Source organism: Vreelandella sedimenti (assembly GCF_013416325.1).
Taxonomy (GTDB): Bacteria; Pseudomonadota; Gammaproteobacteria; order Pseudomonadales; family Halomonadaceae; genus Vreelandella; species Vreelandella sedimenti.
Window position 1 is genome coordinate 154,156 of the sequence record NZ_JACCGK010000006.1, and the last position, 15,957, is coordinate 170,112.

13 protein-coding genes and 1 tRNA gene are annotated in these 15,957 nt (G+C 55.2%); 7 read left to right on the forward strand and 7 right to left on the reverse strand.

The window, feature by feature from the left end; genetic code table 11:
• Positions 1-38 precede the first annotated feature (38 nt).
• From HZU72_RS08430 to HZU72_RS08440, 3 genes are all read right to left on the reverse strand, one after another.
• A complete protein-coding gene (locus HZU72_RS08430) occupies positions 39-1,217 on the reverse strand; it encodes a PQQ-dependent sugar dehydrogenase (protein WP_371829539.1) in 1,179 nt (392 codons plus the stop codon).
• 93 nt (positions 1,218-1,310) lie between these two features.
• The gene (locus HZU72_RS08435) at positions 1,311-2,186 is read right to left on the reverse strand and encodes an AEC family transporter (RefSeq protein WP_180091384.1); all 876 of its coding nucleotides are present in this window, start codon (positions 2,184-2,186) and stop codon (positions 1,311-1,313) included.
• Positions 2,187-2,272: 86 nt separating this feature from the next.
• Positions 2,273-3,187: a LysR family transcriptional regulator gene (locus tag HZU72_RS08440; protein WP_180091385.1), complete on the reverse strand. Its 915-nt coding sequence runs from the start codon at positions 3,185-3,187 to the stop codon at positions 2,273-2,275.
• 190 nt (positions 3,188-3,377) lie between these two features.
• Between HZU72_RS08440 and HZU72_RS08445 the strand changes: the two genes are divergently transcribed.
• Complete coding sequence (locus tag HZU72_RS08445; RefSeq protein ID WP_180091386.1) at positions 3,378-5,336, forward strand: ligand-gated channel protein; 1,959 nt, start codon at positions 3,378-3,380, stop codon at positions 5,334-5,336.
• Between the two features lie 154 nt (positions 5,337-5,490).
• Here the strand turns inward: HZU72_RS08445 and HZU72_RS08450 are convergent, their stop codons facing one another.
• Positions 5,491-7,701, reverse strand: coding sequence for a TonB-dependent receptor domain-containing protein (locus HZU72_RS08450; protein WP_180091387.1), 2,211 nt, complete (start codon positions 7,699-7,701; stop codon positions 5,491-5,493).
• 300 nt (positions 7,702-8,001) lie between these two features.
• On the opposite strand from HZU72_RS08450, the gene HZU72_RS08455 reads away from it, so the two are divergent.
• The 5 genes from HZU72_RS08455 to HZU72_RS08475 all read left to right on the forward strand — a co-directional run bounded on the left by HZU72_RS08455 (position 8,002) and on the right by HZU72_RS08475 (position 13,863).
• Entirely contained in the window at positions 8,002-8,916 is a 915-nt protein-coding gene (locus HZU72_RS08455) for an ABC transporter substrate-binding protein (protein ID WP_180091477.1), read from the forward strand.
• A 53-nt stretch (positions 8,917-8,969) separates the two neighbouring features.
• Entirely contained in the window at positions 8,970-9,938 is a 969-nt protein-coding gene (locus tag HZU72_RS08460) for a FecCD family ABC transporter permease (protein ID WP_180091388.1), read from the forward strand.
• Positions 9,939-9,946: 8 nt separating this feature from the next.
• Positions 9,947-11,062 (forward strand): FecCD family ABC transporter permease, encoded by a 1,116-nt coding sequence (locus HZU72_RS08465; protein WP_235976036.1) that lies wholly within the window; start codon positions 9,947-9,949, stop codon positions 11,060-11,062.
• Complete coding sequence (locus tag HZU72_RS08470) at positions 11,059-11,874, forward strand: ABC transporter ATP-binding protein (protein WP_180091390.1); 816 nt, start codon at positions 11,059-11,061, stop codon at positions 11,872-11,874. The genes HZU72_RS08465 and HZU72_RS08470 overlap by 4 nt, the downstream gene beginning before the upstream one ends.
• 177 nt (positions 11,875-12,051) lie before the next feature.
• Positions 12,052-13,863 carry an ABC transporter ATP-binding protein gene (locus HZU72_RS08475; protein WP_180091391.1) on the forward strand — a complete coding sequence of 604 codons (1,812 nt, stop codon included), beginning with the start codon at positions 12,052-12,054 and terminating at the stop codon, positions 13,861-13,863.
• 14 nt (positions 13,864-13,877) lie between these two features.
• Here HZU72_RS08475 and HZU72_RS08480 read toward each other — a convergent pair whose 3' ends face one another.
• Positions 13,878-14,471, reverse strand: coding sequence for a hypothetical protein (locus HZU72_RS08480; RefSeq protein ID WP_180091392.1), 594 nt, complete (start codon positions 14,469-14,471; stop codon positions 13,878-13,880).
• A 112-nt stretch (positions 14,472-14,583) separates the two neighbouring features.
• On the opposite strand from HZU72_RS08480, the gene HZU72_RS08485 reads away from it, so the two are divergent.
• Positions 14,584-14,660, forward strand: a tRNA-Ile gene (locus HZU72_RS08485).
• Between the two features lie 39 nt (positions 14,661-14,699).
• Here HZU72_RS08485 and HZU72_RS08490 read toward each other — a convergent pair.
• Both HZU72_RS08490 and HZU72_RS08495 read right to left on the reverse strand, forming a co-directional pair.
• Positions 14,700-15,491 carry a tyrosine-type recombinase/integrase gene (locus HZU72_RS08490; protein ID WP_180091393.1) on the reverse strand — a complete coding sequence of 264 codons (792 nt, stop codon included), beginning with the start codon at positions 15,489-15,491 and terminating at the stop codon, positions 14,700-14,702.
• Positions 15,492-15,577: 86 nt separating this feature from the next.
• Complete coding sequence (locus tag HZU72_RS08495) at positions 15,578-15,886, reverse strand: helix-turn-helix domain-containing protein (protein ID WP_180091394.1); 309 nt, start codon at positions 15,884-15,886, stop codon at positions 15,578-15,580.
• Positions 15,887-15,957: the final 71 nt, after the last annotated feature.

Here is a 15,957-nt window from a genome sequence, read left to right on the forward strand (position 1 = left end):
GTTTTAATACGTTTTAGTATCAGCCAATGAATAAAGCGCTACTGGTTCGTTGGCGCTAGGCGATACAAGCCGCCCTGGGGGGCGTCAGTGAGTAAGTAAATGGCGTCATCAGGGCCTTGGCGGACATCGCGAATGCGGCCAACTTCGCCTTGTAAAATCAGCTCTTCCTCGGCAACATGACCCTCTTCCAAACGCAGGCGGAGCAGTTTCTCGCTACCTAGCCCACCGGCTAATAAGTTGCCCTGCCACTCACCAAAGGCGTCGCTAGTTACTTCGGCCAGCCCGGCGGGGGCGAATCGGCCTTCAAATACATACACTGGGTCAACCATGCCGGGGAGCGAATCTGCGCCAATCGGCTCATTGGTTGCGTAGTCATTGCCTTGGCTGACTTCTGGCCAGCCATAATTATTGCCCGCTTGGATATGATTCAGCTCGTCGCCGGTGCGGGGGCCATGCTCTGACGCCCAGGCTTCGCCGTTAATGAGCACGGTCATGCCTTGAATATTGCGATTACCCATGGAGTAAATTTCATCCAGGGTGGTGTCATCACCGACAAAAGGATTGTCATCGGGAACGTCGCCAGTAGCGGTAAGACGCAGGGTAGAGCCCGCGTGGTCATCGCTTGCCTGGGCGCGGGGCGGGTCACTGCCGCGATCACCAATACTCATTAGTAGAGTACCGTCGGGCAGCCACGCCAGCCGCGAGCCGTAATGGCGACCTGGCCCAGAGGCGCGATCTTGTTCAAATAAGTGTTCGACCTCACCTAACTGACCATTCTGCCATTTTACACGGGATAGTGCCGAACGGCTGTTATTGCCCTCGGGCTTGCTCCAGGTGAAATAGATCCAATCGTTATCACCCTCGCCATTTTCGCCTTCAAAATCAGGATGTAACGCTACGTCTAGCAAACCGCCCTGGCCCTGAGTACTCACTTCGGGCATGCCTTCCAGCGTACTGGCTTCACCGCTTTCGGGGTCGACAAGTTTCAGTTGCCCGCTACGTTCGCTCACCAAGTAGCGGCCATCGGGTAAAAACGCCACCGCCCAAGGGTGCTCAAAACCGTCGGCGATACGCTCAATAGAAAGGTTTAAATGATCGGTTTCCAGCGATTCCTGGACGGTTTCAGCATTTGCCGTGTTGATAGCGCTCGCCAGCATTAGCCCACTGATCCCTGCCCAAACCGCAGGGGGCAATGGGCGTTGGGTATGGTTGTTCATGTGAAGCATAGCGTGCCCTCTGGTGACGTTAATCGTTGGCATCCTTGCCAAGTAGTCTAGCAGTGACCTTTTAGCCACGTGTGGGTTCCACTATTACATGAGCAGGGCGAGTAGCACGGGTAGGTAAAATAGCGCTAATAACGTTGAGCAGAAGACCAAACTGGCGACATAAACGGGTTCGCGCTGGGCACGCTGAGCAAAGAGATAATTGAATACCGCCACTGGCATACACATTTGCAGCACTAAAATGCTCTGTGCCAGTGGTGGAAGGCCCACCCAGCCAGCGATCAACCAGGCGACTACGGCAGCGAGAGGTACGCGCACTAAGCTAAATCCGAGCCCTGAACGCAGGTTCTTCACCTGAATGCTGGCCAGCGATACGCCCAGGGTAATGAGCATGAGCGGTACCGTGAACCCCGACATTAAGTCCACCGTATTCGCCAACCAGAGCGGCAGGGAGGTGTTCGTCAGTAGCAGCGCCATGGAAACCGCAATAGCGTAAACCGTGGGCGTTTTGGCAAGCGTTTTGAGCGGGTTGCCCTGGCTATTAAGCACCGCGCCTAAGGTGAACTGAAACAGCGAGACGGTCACCATCACCGTGATGCCGTAGGCAAACCCGGCACTGCCAAATGCGTAAAGCACCACCGGTAAGCCCATGTTGCCGGTATTGGGGTACATCATGGGGGCAAGCAGCACTCGCCAACTGCGGCGCAATAGTTTTGCCACCACAAAGGTAGCGGCCCCCATGGTGAGAATTACCAGCGCAGCGGCCAGCATCGTCTGACCAAAGGTGGTGGCATCGATATCGGCACCCGCCAAGGAAGCCAACACCAACGAAGGTGTGCCAATGTTAAACACTAGCCGGGTAATGAAGTCGACCGGGTAGGGGTGGCCTAAGCGTACCCATAGGTAGCCGAGCCCTGCACCCGCCAGCACGGGTGCCATGACGGCGAAAAGTTCGGCAAGCATTGACTATCCTTGGCAATCAGAGAGTTCTTAGAGGCCTATTGTCGTTAATAAGCGGGCTAACTGGCAAGGTAAACACTCGAATTAACTTACACCGTCGCGGCTGACGTGCGCCACTGGGCGGGCACTTGGCTACGCAAAAACTCTAACAGCGCATGGGTGCGGCGTGATTGGTGACCGTAGGCGTAGAGCAACGTGATGGGGAGAGGCACTGGCTCCCAGCCCGGCAGGCAGTTAACCAGTTCGCCTGGATGGTGCTGTTCGCGTTTGGCGGTAAACCAGTGTGAGAGCAAGCCAATCCCCTGGCTGCGTGCAATGGCATCGATATGTAGGGCAGTGAGGTCTACCCGCAGCCGTGAGCGGGGCGGATTAAAGGTGTACTGGCCATGTTCTTGGTGAATGAGCAGCAGCCCATCAGAGGCAGAGCCCAACAGGTCTATCCAGGCGTGCTGGTTGAGTTCGTCGGGATGGTGGGGCGTGCCAGCCGCCGCTAAATAGCGTGGGCTAGCATAAAGCCCGCGAGTTAAGTGCCCCAAGCGCTCCTGATTTAGCCCGCACTCGTGAGTGGGGCCAAGCCAGACATGTACGCTATTGCTGTGCATTTTAGTTGGCGGGGTTTCCCTAGTGTGTAGCGTTAGTTCCGCCTTGGGATGGCGATTTAAGAACGCATCAATAGCGCTGGCTAACCAACTGCGCGCTAGGGCACCGTGCACCTCAAGCGTTATTTCCCCACTAATCTCCTCACGTAGCTCTGCTAGTGCCTCCTGGCTATGAGCCGCCATTGCCAAAAGCTCGGTGCAATAGTTGTGAAATAGCAGCCCCGCTTCGGTTGGAATTAAGCGATTGGCCTGGCGCCGCAGCAACGGCTGGTTAAGCCGGGTTTCAAGCTGGCTGATGCGGCGGCTAAGGGTCGATTTGGCTAATCCGAGCTTTTGAGCGCTGCGTGTCAAACTGCCCGTGGTCATTACATCGGCAAAGGCGGTAAGTTCGTCAAAGTCATACATGGTCAGGCCCACGGGAAAAGGGTGAATGTTAATTGTGCCATTTTTCGGTGCGAATGAAAATAATAGGCATTTGTGTTCCTCTTCTTTGAACGTACCGTCTCACCTGATAGAGCAGAGAGTGTGTAAGTATATAAATGCTAACAATTCGCATTTATAAAGCGATTGATCACACACTATGAAGGATTTTGCTATGTCTCCCTGTTTGCGTCGCACGCTGCTGGCCAGCACCGTTTCAAGCCTTGCCAGCGGCGCTTTGTGGGCACAAGAAGCGCCACGGCTAGATGATATGGTCGTGACGGCCTCCGGCTTTGAACAGCAGATTGCTAATGCGCCTGCCTCTATCAGCGTGGTTTCCCGTGAAGAGTTAGAGCGAGGCCACTATCAAAGTCTCACCGATGCACTGCGCAATGTGCCCGGTGTGATCGTGACCGGTGGCGGTGCCGGGGACAATGGCCACGATATTTCGATCCGCGGCATGCCCTCCCAGTACACGCTAATATTAGTGGATGGACGCCCGCAGAATACCCGCGAATCTCGGCCCAATGGTAGCGCCGGGTTTGAGCAAGACTGGCTGCCGCCGCTACAGGCCATTGAGCGTATTGAAGTAGTGCGTGGGCCAATGTCGACGCTCTACGGCTCCGATGCCATCGGCGGGGTCATTAACGTGATTACCCGCAAGGTTGCGCAGGAGTGGCACGGTAATGTTCAACTCGACACCGTGCTTCAGGAAGACAGCGACTCTGGCGACAGCCGCCAAGCCAATTTTTATCTGAGTGGCCCGCTGGTAGGGGGTCGTTTAGGACTTCAGCTCTATGGTCGCGCCTCTCAGCGCGATGAAGACAATATCCTTAACGGCTACGAAGATAAAAGTCTGCAAAGCCTGACGGCGCGATTCACGCTTGCCGCCTCGGATAACCACGACTTTACCGCTGAAGCCGGGGTTACCGAGCAGGAGCGCCAATCGCTGATGGGCAACTCGGCGCCGTCAGAGGGCTGCCGCGGCGGTTGCACAGACAGCTACAACGACTATACCCAGCGCCACGTAGCGCTCACCCATAGCGGGCGCTTTGATATTGGCACCAGTGAAAGCTTTGTCCAGCGGGAAACCAGCGAAAACCCATCGCGGGAAATTGAGATCACCAACACCACTGCTAAAACCAGTTTGGTGATGCCGTTGGGTGCACATATGCTCACCCTGGGTGCAAGTTACGAGGAGGAGTCGCTGGATGATGGCACCACCAACCAGGTTTCCGATCGTACTCACATAGAGCAGCAGCAGTGGGCTCTGTTTGCAGAAGATGAGTGGCTGTTGACCGACACCTGGGCATTGACTGGCGGCATGCGGCTAGACGATGCCGAAAACTACGGCAGCCATATCAGCCCGCGGCTCTACAGCGTGTGGAACATGACCTCTGACTGGACGTTAAAAGGCGGTGTCTCCACCGGTTTCCGTTCGCCCAATCTGCGCGAAGTCACCGCTGACTGGGGGCAGACCAGCCGAGGCGGCGATGTTTACGGTAACCCCGATCTGGAGCCAGAAACCTCGCTTAATAAAGAGTTTGCGCTGCTATACGCCAACGATGCCGGGCTAAGTGGTGGTCTCACGCTATTCCATAATGACTTTAAAGATAAAATCACCCGCATTGCCTGCCCTGAAGGTGTGTGTGCCGATGAGCCCAACCAGTTCGGCAGTGATCCGACTTATCGCATCAACATCGATGAAGCGGTTACTCAAGGCGTAGAAGCCAGCGTAGCGGCACCGCTAAACGAGGCGATTGAACTCACGGCCAGCTACACCTTTACCGACAGTGAACAGAAAAGCGGCGAGTATGCAGGCGAGCCGCTCACACAGCTACCGCGCCACCAGATATCGGCCACGCTGGATTGGCAGGTGTCGCCCAAGCTGCGCCAGTGGACCAAAGTGACCTACCGCGGCGAAGAGAGCCAACCCAACACCGGCCCTTCGCAAAGCGCGATCGTAGCGCCTTCCTACACCTTTGTGGATGCAGGCGTTGGCTACCAACTTAATGAAATGACGCAACTCAATGCGGGTATTTACAACCTGTTTGACGAAGCGATCGACTACGACGAGTACGGCTATGTGGAAGATGGCCGTCGGGTTTGGCTGGGTCTTAATGTCGCTTTCTAGATGTTACGTTTAAAAAAATCAACGCACTACTGCAGCGGCTATCCAGCGATAGCCGCTTTTTTTGGCTAAGTAAATAGCGCATTAATAAACAAAAAGGCCCCGGCGCATGGCCGGGGCAGATGTCAGCATTGAAACAGTAGCGAGCTGAAACGGGTTAGAACTCGTAGGTGGCCGAGATCCAGAAACTGCGGCCATCTAACGCCACGCCATCAGTAGAGCGGCCAGTTTGGGTGAAGTTGTAAGCACGCAGGGTTTCACCGTTATGCTCAAAGGTATCTGAACTGGTGAAGTCCTTATCGAACAAGTTATAAATCGTGCCGGTTAGACGTACGTTGTCAGAAACTCGGTAGGAACTGCGTAGATTAAACAGCTCATAGCCATCCAACTTGTTACCTAACTGCTCATAAAGCGATAGAGACTCACCTGATGTAGGTAGACCTGCAGCGAAGCGCTCACGTGAAGAGTAGTATTCGCCCTCAAGGGTAGTACTCCAACGCTCATTAATGGCCCATGTTAAATCGGCGGTGAGTTTGTGGTCAGGTGTGTTGGTTAGCACCATTCCCTCATTATCGCCTGAGGTAATTTCAGAGTCCGTAAAGGTATAACCGCCGCTAATGCGCCAAGCAGGTGCAATTTGATAGTTTGCAGTTAGCTCTATACCACGCGTTTCAGCTTCATCAATATTAGTTAGCTGGCCAAAGCTTTCTTGCTGTGTAAAGTTACCCACGCTCAGGCAGTTTGCCAATCCTGAATTAGGGGTATCACCATTACTATCGGTAAACTGACAGTTAGGTAGATCGTTAGCGCTAGCAATACGGTCAGTAAAGAGATTGTAGAAGACCGTCGCCCCCGCTGAAAAACTGCCCTGGTTATCATAGATAGCACCAATTTCATAGTTGGTGCTTTTTTCTGGTTCAAGGTCCGGTGAACCAATATTAACCGTAGTGCCTTGGCCCCCAAAGCCATTAATGCCATCGTGCAGGTCGTTTAGCGAAGGTGTTTTGTAACCCCGGCTCACGCCGCCTTTTAACGTCCAGTTAGGCGTTGTGTTCCAGACGAGATAACCACGCGGGCTAAAGTTACCGCCGAAGGCGTCGTGATGTTCATAGCGGCCGCCTAGAGTTAGCGCTAAATCGTCACGAAGCAGCCACTCATCCTCGGCAAATAATGCCCAGCTGTTTTGTTGAAAGGTCTCGTTGCCAGCAATCGCATCTTCTAACTCGGCATCTATATATTGTCCGCCAATCGTGGCCATATGATCACCTAGAGGCGCGACAAACTTGGTATCGACGATAATATCGCGGTTCTCAAGAATACGATCTTCGCCACCTTGGGCTTCATAGCCATAATCAGGTGCGCTGCCTGCTGGAAGAGTGCGGCCTAAGGTTTCAGTGGTGCTGTGAGTGATGCTGCTTTCCCAAGTGCCCTGCGCATAGTGCCCAGCGTGGCCCACCGCAAGTTGATCACGGTTAAAGCGAAGCTCATCTTTATAGCCGTTAAAGGTACCAGGTGAAGGATTCCCGCTTCGGTCAGTGCCGTCCTGAGTGCCTAGACGGTTATCGTCGTTGGAGTAGCTTTGGCGTGAGCGCTCAGCATCAACCCATAGTTCATTATTGTCATCTGGCGTAAGGTTTAGGCGGCCACCGATTGAGTAAATGCGCGCTTCAGAAGGGCGTGGGTCACGCCCAGCGCTATCTTCGATTATGCGTTCGGAGCTGTCTCGGTCGTATAGGCGGCCACGTAGCTGTAAACCGAGGGTATCTTCGATTAATGGGCCAGAAGTGTAGAGGTTAATGGCTGAGCTATTACCTGCATCACTATCTTCTTGGAACGTGTTTTCGACCGACACCGAGCCAGCCCAATCCTTGCCTACGCGACGAGTGATAATATTGATAACCCCGCCCATAGCGTCGGACCCGTAGAGCGTCGACATTGGTCCGCGAATTACCTCAATGCGCTCAATAGCGGAAAGTGGTGGCATAAAGCCGGTTGAGGTTTCACCAAACCCATTTGGTGTGACGCTGCCTGAGGTGTTTTGGCGGCGTCCGTCGATCAAGATCAGCGTGTACTCGCTGGGCATGCCGCGAATGGAAATATTTAATCCACCCGTTTTACCTGTGCCAGAGCGAACATCAACGCCAGGAACATTGGCAATTGCTTCGGCAATGTTGGAAAACTGCTTTAGCTCCAATTCTTCACGGGATACCACTGAAATGCTGGCGGGTGCATTTTTCAGCGTTTGCTCATAACCGGCAGCAGTGACCACCATATTATCCATTTGGGTACTTTCTTGCGCATAAGCACCTGAAGAGAAAGCGGCTAGTGCAATGGCACTGGTTAAAGTGCGACGAGTAAAGTCTTGCATGGGGGCTCCTTGGTAATACGATTCTCTTGCTAATGATATTTATTATCAAATAGGGGTGTGAGTCTAAAAAGAAAAGTTCCTATTTGCGATGCAAAATTTAGGAACGTTCCGTTGCTTAAAATGAAACCTTTAGTCCCTCAAAACGTTGCGTTAAATGGAACGCTCTATTCGCTCAAATAATAGTGCAAGTGCTTTTGAGAATCGTTACTATCTTTTTCTGTCTTCTTTGTTCGAGAGAAATCAATGCTGGCTCAAATCACATCGTTAGCTTTCGCCCGACCCAAGCGCGGGCGTCTGAGCATGGCTGCCGCGTTATTCAATGTGTTATTCATCAGTGCATTGGGCGTGTCTGCCGCGCACGCGCGAACGCTGGAAACGGCGTTTGGCGACGTAGAGATTGAAGGAACCCCCGAGCGGGTGGTGACGCTTTACGAAGGCGCACTGGATGCTGCCGTGGCAGCGGGTGTGAAACCGCTAGGCGCGGTTACCTCCCGCGGTGGCGACAATGTCGCCCGTTATATAGAGGCGCATCTGGGAGATGACCGCCCCGCGATTATGGGCGTGGTGCGCGAGATTAATATTGAAGCCGTGCTGGCGCAGCAGCCGGACCTGATTCTGGCGCCTGCGCAACTGGCTGATGAGCAGTATCAGTTGCTTTCCCGCATTGCGCCCACGGTGGTGCCACCCACTCAGCCGCTGGCGCCTGATAACTGGAAAGCCGAAGCGCGCCTTTATGGCGAAGCGCTTAATCGTCAGGCCGCAATAGATGACGCCATTGCAGCCGTGGAACAGCGTGCCGCTGAGGTTAGTCAAACAGTGGACGAAGCCGGTGTAGCGGGTAGTACTTTTCTCATTCGCTGGATGCCCGGCGGCCCCATGGTGATGTCGGAAAACCTTTTTTCTGCAGGTTTGTTAGCTCAAGCGGGTCTGGATGTTCAGGACGCTGGCCTAGTGGGCGAGCGCGGCGTACATAGCGATGTGCTCAGCCTGGAAAACCTTTCCCAAGTGGACGGCGACTGGCTATTCCTGGCAACGCTCAACGAAGATGGTCAAGCGGCGTTGGAGTCGGCGAAGCAGAGCAGCGCCTTTACGCGCTTAAACGTGGTGCAGCAAGAGCGCGTCGTCCCTGTGGATGGCCAGCTCTGGACAAGCGCCAACGGCCCACTGGCCGCACAAGCCATTCTTGATGAGATTGAGGCTGCGCTGTTGCCGTGAGGGTTTCACATTTTGCAACCTTAGCCATTAACAGAGCTAACCCGCACACGTTAATGCTGCTCCTGCTCACCGCCCTTGTGGCGGTGAGCCTCGTTAGCCTGCTGATCGGCGCGGGCAGTGTTGGCCCCGGTAGAGCCATAGCGCTCTTAAGCGGCGCCCAAGACAGTGAAGCACACTTTATTGTATGGGAACTGCGCGCACCGCGTACGTTAATCGGCATTGTGGTGGGTATGGCGTTAGGCGTGGCGGGTGCGCTGTTACAAGCGGTGGCGCGTAACCCGCTGGCTGAGCCAGGCTTATTAGGGGTGAGCGCAGGCGCGGCCTTTGCCGTGGCGCTGGCCTTGGTGCTGGGGGCCAGTGCGGCCACGCTGCGCATTTCTGTTGCCCAACTGGGCGCCTTGATGGGCTGCGTGTGCGTATTGAGCGTGGCGCGCTTTCGGGGTGTGGGTAACGACCCTATACGGCTAGTGCTTGCGGGCGCTGCGTTTTCGGGGCTGCTGGCGTCACTCACCTCGTTGATACTGCTTTATGACCAGCGCGCCGCTGATGAAATTCGGTTCTGGGTCATTGGCAGTTTGGCTGGTCGCCGCTTGGATGATCTGCTTTCGGTGCTGCCCAGTATGCTGGTCGCTTCCATTATCGTATTACTGATCGCCCGGCCGTTAGCCGCGTTAGCACTGGGGGAGCGGGTTGCTTCGGGGTTGGGTCACCACCCCAACCTTATTCGTTGGTTGGTGGTCGCCTGTGTGGCGCTTTTGGTCGGTGCGGCTACCGCTATTGCAGGGCCCATCGCGTTCGTTGGGCTGGTCGTGCCGTTTGTTGCGCGCGCATTTGCCGGGCCGGATATTCGTCGCACGCTATGGTTCTGCCTTCCCATTGGCCCTTTGATGGTGTTGTCGGCGGATATTGTGTCTCGTGTCGTTGTTGCCCCTTCAGAACTGCCGCTGGGCGTGCTCACCGCGCTATGCGGTGCGCCCGTGCTTATAGCGGTAGTGCGTGCACGCCGTTTACCGATGCTATGAGTGGAACAATGAAACCTACCCCAGTCCGCTCATCAGTCCTGAATGCCGCTTCTGCGCGACCGAATCGTATCCCCATTGCGCCACCCCAAGGCTATTGGCGCTTAGCCTGGCGAAGCCGCCATGGCGACCAGAGTGTGCTGCTGGAGCGGCGTGCGGTAACGGTCAATGTAGGCTTGTTGGGCGCATTTCTGCTTGCCAGCGTGCTCTACCTGAGCCTGGGTAGCGTCAACGTCGCCCCGATGGCGGTATTGCACGCGCTGTTTGGCAAGGCGGATGTAATGGCGAACTTCGTGGTGCAGGAGCTACGCCTGCCGCGGTTAGCCGCCGCCGCATGCACCGGTGCGGCCTTTGCCCTGGCTGGCATTTTGATGCAAACATTAGCGCGCAATCGCCTGGCGACCCCCGGTATTATCGGTATTGATAATGGCGCGACGGCGTTTGCGGTGGCCTCTATTGTGGGCATCGGCGTTTCCATTGCGCCCCCCGCCATGGCATTAGCGGGGGCGACCACCGCCGCGGTACTCACGTTTGGTTTGGCGGCAGGCAGCGGTACCCAAGGCTACCGCTTTATCGTCGCGGGCATTGGCGTTGGCGCGGTGTTTGGTGCCGTCACTCAACTGCTACTCGCTCGCGTGGCGATCGACACCGCCAATGCCGCCTACCCCTGGACCGTAGGTTCGCTCAATGCCCGTCCCAGCGGCGCGCTGCAGTTGCTAATTCTTGGGTTAGTGCTAGGTTTGATCACTGCGCTGATGTTAGCTCGTTCGCTTACGCTGCTGCGTTTTAAGGATGCCACTGCCAGCGGGTTAGGGATCAATGTTAAACGCCGCCGATTAGAAGTGTTGCTGCTTTCGGTTGCGCTGACCGGTCTGGCCGTTGCCGTGGCAGGGCCTGTCGGTATGGTGGGGTTGATTGGCCCAGAGATTGCCCGCTCGCTGTCGAGTTCACGCGGTGTGCCTATTACGGCGGCAGCGCTGGCAGGGGCTTTAGTGATGGTGCTGGCTGACCTGGCCGGGCGCACACTGCTGGCGCCAATTGAGATTCCCGTCGGTATTGTCACGGCCGTGGTCGGCGGGCCGTGGTTACTTTGGATTTTAATGCGCCCGCAACGGAGCTTTACATGAGCCAACCTTCCAACTCCGCGTTACCGTCACTGTCGACCCAATCACTCGGCATGAGCTATGGCGCCCGGCAGGTGATCAATGGCTTGGATATTGCTCTGCCCAGCGGCAAAGTGACCGCGATTGTGGGCCCCAATGGCTGCGGAAAATCGACGCTACTGGCCGGGCTTGCGCGCCTGCATAAACCTGATAGCGGAACGGTGTTGCTGGACGGTGCCGATATTCAGCGCCTGCCCACTCGCCAGTTAGCGACTCAGCTGGCGCTGCTGCCCCAAGAGGCGGTGGCGCCGGAAGGCTTGACCGTGACCGAACTAATCCGCTTTGGCCGCCAGCCCCACCAGGGCTGGCTGCGCCAGTGGTCCCTGGAAGATCAGCGTGTGGTTCAGCATGCATTGGCAGCCGCAGGGCTTGAGCAGCTTGCGGACAGGTCAATTGATGCGCTTTCCGGCGGCCAGCGGCAGCGCGCCTGGATCGCCATGACCATCGCCCAACAAACCCCACTGCTGCTGTTGGACGAACCCACCTCGGCACTGGATCTAGGCCATCAGATTGAAGTGTTTGAGTTGGTCAAACACCTTGCTCACCATGGCCGTACCGTCGTGATGGTGTTGCATGACCTCGCCAGTGCCTGCCGCTATGCCGACCATTTAATTGCTATGCGAGAAGGGCAGATTGTTGCGGAAGGGCCGCCCGCCACCGTGGTCACTCAAGATTTAGTACGCACGCTTTATCAAGTAGAGTGCACACTATTAACCGACCCCGATACCGGCAGCCCACTGCTTGCCAATGTACGGCGCTCATCGGTGAGTGGCTAGCTTAGGTTCTGTCTGAAAACTGGCTGCGCTCGACCATACGGCGTTAAAAATCGGCTCAAAGTACTCATTTACACCACGTAAACTCCGTCTTTTCGCCGATTTTTGCCTTGCCTGGCCTTCGCTCGCCGACTTTTCAGACAAAACCTAGACCTACAACAATCTTAGAAAGGTAACCTTGTGTCCTCTCCTGCACACAGTTTTCAAGCCTTGGTGCGCCTGCTGCGCTATGCCAAAGGCTATCGGCGGCGCATCATGGCGGCCACCGCCTGCTCCGTTATCAATAAGCTGTTCGATATTGCCCCCGAGATTTTGATTGGCGTCGCCATTGATGTGGTGGTGAATCAAGAGCAGAGCTTTGTGGCGAGTTTGGGGTTTGAAACGCCCCAGCAGCAGATCACCATGTTGGCGGTGCTGACGTTCGTTATCTGGGCGGGGGAGTCACTATTTGAGTACCTTTTTCAAATCCTATGGCGCAACTTAGCCCAACGTTTACAGGCAGATATGCGCCAGGATACCTACGAGCATGCCCAGCGGCTCGATATGGCGTTCTTTGAATCGAAAAGCTCCGGCCAGCTCGTGGCCACCATGAACGATGACGTCAATCAGCTAGAGCGTTTTCTGGACGGTGGTGCCAACGCCTTGATTCAAGTGGTTGTCACGGTAATAGCGGTGGGCGCGGTGTTCTTTGTGCTTTCACCGCTGATTGCGCTGTTGGCGTTTACCCCGATTCCTTTGATTATATGGGGCGCGTTCTTCTTCCAGCGCAAAGCGGGGCCGCTGTATAGCGATGTGCGTGAGAAGGTCGGTGATTTGGCCAGCCGGTTAACTAATAACCTAAGCGGCATCGCAACGATTAAAAGCTTTACCAGCGAAGACCGCGAAGCCGAGCGCCTACGCGAGGCCAGCGAAGCCTACGTAGAAGCCAATCGAAGAGCGATCAAGGTTAGCTCTGCGTTTATTCCAGTCATCCGCATGGCGATTTTGGCGGGCTTTCTCGCCACCTTCACCGTGGGCGGCATGATGGCGCTCAACGGCTCGCTGAATGTGGGTGCTTACGGCGTTTTGGTGTTTCTAACCCAGCGACTGCTCTGGCCACTCACCGGCCTGGCTCAGGTGATTGATCTATTCGAGCGGGCCATGGCCAGCACGCGGCGCATTCTAGACCTGCTCGAAGTGCCGATTACGGTCAAAGATGACAGCACCACATCGCTTACCCAGCCAGTACGCGGCGAAGTAACGATTGATAATGTGAGTTTTCACTACGCTACTAGCCTTGTCGGGGTCGATGGCATTCACCTGCACGTGCCTGCGGGTAATACCTTAGCGCTGGTAGGGGCGACCGGCTCGGGGAAATCCACCCTAATCAAACTGCTGCTGAGGTTTTACGACCCGGAAAGCGGGCGCGTACTGATCGACGGACAACCGATTACCAACGTCAGTATGAACTCGCTACGCCAGTCGATTGGCTTGGTCAGCCAGGATGTTTATCTATTTGAAGGCAGCATTCGCGACAATATCGCCTACGGTAAGCCCGATGCCGAGGAAGCGGCGATTATCGACGCCGCCAAAACCGCCGAGGCGTGGAGCTTTATCGAAACGCTGCCCCAAGGGTTGGATACGCCGGTAGGGGAGCGGGGCGTGCGGCTTTCCGGCGGCCAACGCCAGCGGCTTTCTTTAGCGCGGGCGCTACTTAAAGACCCGCCTATTTTGGTGCTGGATGAAGCCACCAGCGCAGTGGACAACGAAACTGAAGCGGCCATTCAGCGTTCGCTCAAGCGTATTGCCCATGGTCGCACGGTGATTATGATTGCTCATCGGCTTTCGACCATCGTGCATGCCGATGAGATAGTAGTGATCGAGAAAGGCCAGGTGGCCGAGCGGGGCACCCATTCCAGCCTCTTGGTAGCTAACGGCCACTACACCGCCCAGTGGCGGGTACAGACCGGCGAAGCCCAAGCGGGGGATGTGGAAGCAGTTAGTAGCCTTTAACGACTACCGATTAACTATTGCCTATTAACCAGGAGCGCATTGAGGGTGACGGGCACATGCTCGTCAATCTCCTGGTAGCCCAGTAACGACATCACGGTGCGCACCGTGGTGTTGGCCATCAGCGCTCGACCGTCCATCGCCATCGGCTCGGCGTGGGTCACGCGTATCTCATTCAGGCCTTCGCGGGTAAACCGCAGCGGCACGGATTCCTGTTGGTTAACCATGTCTGATTGAACGCTAAAAGTCAGCGTCTCCACCAGTGATTCGCCAATATCCAAACCGTCCAACCGCTCTGGTGGCATTTGCGCCTCTAGCGTCACCAAGGTGGTGTTCGCCAGCAAACCTATCCACGGCGGCAGCTCACCAAAGCGTTCAAGTACATCCGTTTGGCTGAGCTTTAACGGCAAGCGCAGGGTGCCATCGCTGGAGATATCACCCTGCAGATCGCGCACCTGGTGGTGATGAGTTTGCGGTGTTTCGCCGTTCAACTGAGTAATCGACGCCTGCACTCGCGACTGGCCAGGATCAAGCTGCCAGTCAGCGTGCACGGGCAGCGCCAACAGTAATGGGAATAGAGCAATCAATGCTTTCACAGCGCGTCTCCGCATAAAGAACTACTCACCAGACTGCCCAATCCACATAAAGTGCCGCAATGACATCAAGATAGCGCAAAGGGACTAGCCTCACCCGGCCACATTCGCTATGATATGCACGCTTTTCGGGCCTATAGCTCAGTTGGTTAGAGCAGGGGACTCATAATCCCTTGGTCGTAGGTTCAAGTCCTACTGGGCCCACCAATTAAATCAATTGGTTACAGAGATTAGAGCTTCTTTTTGTCAGTGCTTGGTTGCCATTTGGTTGCCGATGCGCGGCAATCTGGCGATCACACTATCCCATCGTGTCGGATCAGCGTGAGCATACCGGCTGGTCACTGTCAGCGATGAATGCCCCAGCAAATCCCTGATACTCGTTAGTGACTCCCCCTTGCTGGCGAGCAATGAAGCGTAGCAGTGGCGCATATCGTGAAAACGGATGTCTGGACGCCCAATGGCTTCTCGAGCTCTTTCGAACGCTCCCCTGACTCGATCTCGCGTTGTTGCAAACGGTAAGCTTTCAAGCAGCGGTATTGCTTCTTCAGACAGAGGAATGACCCTGGGTTTACCGTTTTTCGTCTGGTTTGGTTTGAGCACGATTCGACCGTTGTAGAGATTTCTCGGCTCCAGTGCCATCAGCTCTCCGCGCCTCATCCCTGTCAGCATGGCTAACAAAATCACCTTCCGTTCGACCTGATACCGCTCGGGTACGGCTTCTAGTAACTCAGCAAGCTCCAATTCGGAAAGATAAACATGGCGTTCATTTTTAGGCGAGGGCTTACGTAGCTTTCCGTCGAGCGGTAAGTCGATCCAGTCCCATTCGCGATACGACAGCGACAGCACTCGCTTAACGACCTGAATCCGGTTGTTAATGGTTGACTGCGCCAACCCCTTCTCTTTAAGAGCCTTCTGCATCCTTCGTGTGGCATCCAGTAGTTCCTGGCCAATAATGATGCCTGGGGCATGCTCATCCATCCATCTAGCGACCAGTAGTATGTGCTGCTTCTGGGAGCGAACGTCGTATTCGCTGACCATCCGCTGCAATCCCTCTGAAAAAGTGTATTTGGGCTTGCGGCCCATAACACCATTGAACTCATCTTCTTGGCGTTGGGCTTCTGCCTTTAGTGCATACTGCCTTGCCTCTCCTTCTGTGCGAAAAGTTCTTTGAGTGCGCTGGCCGTTGACCCTTGCGCGGACAATCCACGTTTCACGGTCCTTTCTTTTTGAAACGGTGTATCCCATTTTCGATCCCCTTTTAACTGAGGATCGCGTCTGCATCCTCTAGCGTACTCCTCAACGGCCTCATGCTCAAAGCGAACGGCTTTGCCAAACTGGATGAACCCGATGTTGTGTTTTTTGCTGTAGACCCAGCTGAGGCTCATTCCTAGTTTTTCTGCAACGTCTTCTGGTTTTAGCAATTTGTTTGACATGGGAAACCTCTGTTGCCTCATGGAGCTGGTCATAAGGCTATAATACTAAAACGCATTAGATAGTCAATTCG

Excerpts from the sequence above, each read along its gene's own strand:
- HZU72_RS08430 (WP_371829539.1), bottom strand. The coding sequence starts at position 1,217 with ATGAACAACCATACCCAACGCCCATTGCCCCCTGCGGTTTGGGCAGGG.
- HZU72_RS08435 (WP_180091384.1), bottom strand. The coding sequence starts at position 2,186 with ATGCTTGCCGAACTTTTCGCCGTCATGGCACCCGTGCTGGCGGGTGCA.
- HZU72_RS08440 (WP_180091385.1), bottom strand. The coding sequence starts at position 3,187 with ATGTATGACTTTGACGAACTTACCGCCTTTGCCGATGTAATGACCACG.
- HZU72_RS08445 (WP_180091386.1), top strand. The coding sequence starts at position 3,378 with ATGTCTCCCTGTTTGCGTCGCACGCTGCTGGCCAGCACCGTTTCAAGC.
- HZU72_RS08450 (WP_180091387.1), bottom strand. The coding sequence starts at position 7,701 with ATGCAAGACTTTACTCGTCGCACTTTAACCAGTGCCATTGCACTAGCC.
- HZU72_RS08455 (WP_180091477.1), top strand. The coding sequence starts at position 8,002 with ATGGCTGCCGCGTTATTCAATGTGTTATTCATCAGTGCATTGGGCGTG.
- HZU72_RS08460 (WP_180091388.1), top strand. The coding sequence starts at position 8,970 with ATGCTGCTCCTGCTCACCGCCCTTGTGGCGGTGAGCCTCGTTAGCCTG.
- HZU72_RS08465 (WP_235976036.1), top strand. The coding sequence starts at position 9,947 with ATGAAACCTACCCCAGTCCGCTCATCAGTCCTGAATGCCGCTTCTGCG.
- HZU72_RS08470 (WP_180091390.1), top strand. The coding sequence starts at position 11,059 with ATGAGCCAACCTTCCAACTCCGCGTTACCGTCACTGTCGACCCAATCA.
- HZU72_RS08480 (WP_180091392.1), bottom strand. The coding sequence starts at position 14,471 with ATGCGGAGACGCGCTGTGAAAGCATTGATTGCTCTATTCCCATTACTG.
- HZU72_RS08490 (WP_180091393.1), bottom strand. The coding sequence starts at position 15,491 with ATGGTCAGCGAATACGACGTTCGCTCCCAGAAGCAGCACATACTACTG.
- HZU72_RS08495 (WP_180091394.1), bottom strand. The coding sequence starts at position 15,886 with ATGTCAAACAAATTGCTAAAACCAGAAGACGTTGCAGAAAAACTAGGA.